Here is a 3,948-nt window from a genome sequence, read left to right on the forward strand (position 1 = left end):
ACTTCTTTAACCCTTTCATACTCTAAATTTTTCTCTTCCTCTACAAACAACTCAGCAGCTTTCTGTAAATCTTCCAGAGCTTTTGGCAAATTTCCTAACTGCTCATGTACAATTCCACGACTTTCATAAGCATTAGCAAAATTAGGCTGCAATTCAATGGCTCGATTAAAGTCTACTAAAGATGCCTCATAATCTCCTAATTCTAAATAAGCAGCACCCCGATTATAATAAGTCAAAAATAGTTCTGGATTAAGCTTCAAAGCCAGATTATAATTATAAATTGCCTCCCGATAATTTCCCAAAACACTATAAGCATTACCTCGATTATTGTAAGCATCTGGTAAATTTGGTTCAATTCCTAACGCCCGGTCGTAATCAATAATTGCTCCCCAGTCGTCTCCCAATAAACGACGGATATTACCGCGATTATTATAAGCATCTGCTAATTCAGGATTTGATTTAATTGCTTGAGAAAAATCTGCTATTGCCTGCTGATAATTTCCCAATTTTTGCCAAATATTACCTCGATTTAGATAAGCTTCAGCATAATCAGGCTTAAGTTTAATTGCCCAATTATAATCCTCAATTGCACCCTGTTTATCTCCAAATTCAGTCCTAGCAACTCCCAGATTAAAATAAGTTTGAGCATTATTAGGTTTGAGTTCAATTACTTTAGAATAATCAGCAATAGCTCCTGAATAATCTCCTAATTTCCGCCGAATAATTCCCCGATTATTATAAGCATCCACAGCATTTGGCTCTAATTCTATTGCTTTGGAAAAATCAGCAATTGCACCTCGCTCGTCTCCTATTCCAGAACGAGCAACACCACGATTACTATACACATAAAATAAGTTTGGCTCTAATTCAATTACTTGATTGAAATCTACAATTGCTGCTTGATAATTACCAATAATACTATTAATATTTCCTCGATTATAATAAGCTTCTATGCGACTAGGATCGAGATTAATCACATTAGTAAAATCCTCAATTCCTCCTTGATAGTCTGTTAATTCAATTCGTAAAATACCACGATTATAATAAGCTTCAATAAAATCCGGTCTCAGCTCAATAGCCTTACTAAAATCATTCAAAGCTCCGGAAAAATTTCCATCATTATATTTATCGACACCCCGATTAAAATAAACAGAAGCATCTTGATTTTCCGAGTCATTATTAATAATTTTATCCTCACTCACAGCAGCATAATATTCTGTAGTAGTTTGAGCTAAAACGTAATGATGAGGGAAAATTATTCCAATTAAAGCAAAGATATAAGCGAGATGTAGTTTAACCCCATAAGTGTTCCGGAACAGTATTGCTTCTAAACATTTTTGTATGATTAAGCTTTTGAGCATTTTTTCTCCTATAATTATGGTTCTGAATATCAACAATTTAAGAATATCAGGACTTACGCATGAACGCTATGGGTAGGGTGTGTTAGCGGTAGCGTTACGCACCGAAACCCTATATCTGTTGTCAGTGCGTAAGTCCTGAATATAAGTGGTAAGTGGGGGCAGGCATCCTGTCTGTCCCTGCCTGCGGTGAAAATATCAGGAATGGGCAAGTATCAGGAACGGGCAAGATGCCCATTCCACTTTCACTTCCACTTCCACAAAACTATTAAAATCATCCCGCATTTATGCAACGCCCCTATTTATGAGAGGTAATTGTTAATTATTAATTGTTGAAAAGCTTGTTGGGGTTTGACTCCCCGTCCACTTTTTCCTTCTTCCTTCTTCCTCCCCCCTTTCAAAGGGGGCCAAACGAATCGCACTTCTTCCCTCTTCCTTCTTCAAATATGCAAGATAATTTCCCCCTTTCACCAAAACAGCAAAACCTACCTAACCAAAGATGGCTAATATATCCAGAGCAACCAGAAATAACTAAAGAACTAGCCAAAACTCTAGAAATATCACCCCTAATTGCCCAGACATTAATTAACCGGGATATTTCTACTATAGAACAAGCACAAGCATTTTTAGATCCTGAGTCAATAAAACTACCTCTACCAATACAAGAATTTCCTGACTTAGATATTAGTCTCAATTTATTACAAGCTACAATTTCTCAAGAACAAAAAATAGCTATTTGTGGTGACTATGATGCAGATGGCATGACTAGCACTGCTTTATTGTTGCGCGCTCTTAAACATCTAGGGGCAAAAGTTGACTATGCTATCCCTAGTCGAATGCAGGAAGGTTACGGCATTAACCAACGCATTGTTGAGGAGTTTCATCAGGAAGGAGTAAGTCTCATCCTTACTGTAGACAATGGTATCGCTGCTTATGAACCTATTGTTAGGGCAAGGGAATTAGGTGTAAATGTCATTATCACCGATCACCATGACATTCCACCTAAACTACCACCAGCTCACGCTATCCTCAACCCCAAACTTATTTCGGAAATTTCTCCTTATCGGGGTGTGGCAGGAGTGGGGGTTGCTTACATTTTGGCGGTATCTCTAGCGCAACGTTTGGGAAAACACCAAGGTTTAATCAAGCCACTTTTAGAATTATTCACCCTTGGTACTATTGCTGACTTGGCACCCCTAACTGGAATAAACCGTCGCTTGGTAAAACGGGGGTTACAATATTTGCCTCACTCCCAGTTACCAGGAGTACAAGCATTAATTCAAGTATCTGGTGTTCAAGCTAAGGAAGAAGGAAGAGGGAAGAAGGAAGAAGGAAGAGGGTATCCCCCCTTGCCCCCCTTTGAAAGGGGGGAAGAAGAGGGAACTCAAATGCCAACGAATTTTCAGCACTCTGTAGACAGTGGGGTATTAAACTCAAAAGAAAAAGATAATCAAAAATCTCTTAAACCTGATGATATTGGTTTTCGCCTTGGCCCCCGCATCAACGCAGTGGGACGTATTGCCGATCCACAAATTGTGATTGAGCTTTTGACTACTGATGAGATGGGAATAGCTTTGGAAAGGGCGATGCAATGTGAAGAAATTAATCAGCAACGACAACAGTTATGTGAGGAAATTGAGCAAGAGGCGATCGCTTGGTGCGAGTCAAGTCAGATAAATTTACAGGAGGAAAGGGTTTTAGTTGTGGTGCAACCAGGATGGCATCATGGTGTTATTGGTATTGTTGCTTCTCGGTTGGTGGAGCGTTATGGGGTGCCTGTTTTTATTGGCACTTATGAGGAGGAGGGACAAGAAATAATTCGTGGATCTGCTCGTGGCATTCCTGAGTTTGATGTTTTTGAGGCGTTACAATTTTGTGACGAGCTATTAGGAAAATATGGAGGCCATAGAGCGGCTGGTGGTTTTTCTTTCTCGGCAGAAAATTTAGATAAATTTCGTTCCCGTCTGAGTGAGTTTGCCCATCAATGTTTAGAAATTCAGCATCTAAAACCGTTAATTAGTATTGATGCGGAGGCGGAAATTAAGGAATTAAATTTTGAACTTTATAGTCAAATAGATTTACTTCATCCCTGCGGAATTGAAAATAAAGACCCTGTATTTTGGAGTCGGAATGTGAGAATTTCTGAACAAAGAATTGTGGGTAAGGGGCATATTAAATTAACTTTAATTTCTGGAGAAATAATTCAGGCGATCGCTTGGCGTTGGGGCGATTATTTTCCTTTACCTTCGGTGGTAGATATTGCTTATAAAATGCGGGAAAATACTTGGAATGGTCAGAGTAATATTGAGTTGGAATTATTAGGAGTACGTTTGCCTATGGAAATTTCTAGGAATTCACAGACTTCGCCTCAAAATTTTCCTCAAAAAGCAGAATTTTCTTACAATAATCGCCTTTATACTTGTAGTCTTTATCAAATAGGAAATGTAAAGGAATTAAGAATTAGAAATTCCCGTGGAGAAGTATTAGCAATTCAACAGGGACAAAAAATAGGTTTGTTAGGTAAAACTCGTAATAGTGCCAAACAAGTAGATGTTTCAGATGCTCGTTTTTTTAATTTAATTAAAGCAGC

2 protein-coding genes are annotated in these 3,948 nt (G+C 38.4%); one reads left to right on the forward strand and one right to left on the reverse strand.

The window, feature by feature from the left end; genetic code table 11:
• Nucleotides 1-1,361, reverse strand: a 1,361-nt coding sequence (locus AC3DU7_RS27645) for a tetratricopeptide repeat protein (RefSeq protein ID WP_488042469.1), incomplete at its 3' end; no start/stop codon positions are given.
• A gap of 443 nt (nucleotides 1,362-1,804) precedes the next feature.
• Here AC3DU7_RS27645 and AC3DU7_RS27650 point away from each other — a divergent pair.
• Nucleotides 1,805-3,948: single-stranded-DNA-specific exonuclease RecJ (locus tag AC3DU7_RS27650; protein WP_488042470.1), on the forward strand; the 2,144-nt coding region annotated here is incomplete at its 3' end.

This window comes from Okeania sp., from assembly GCF_983059655.1.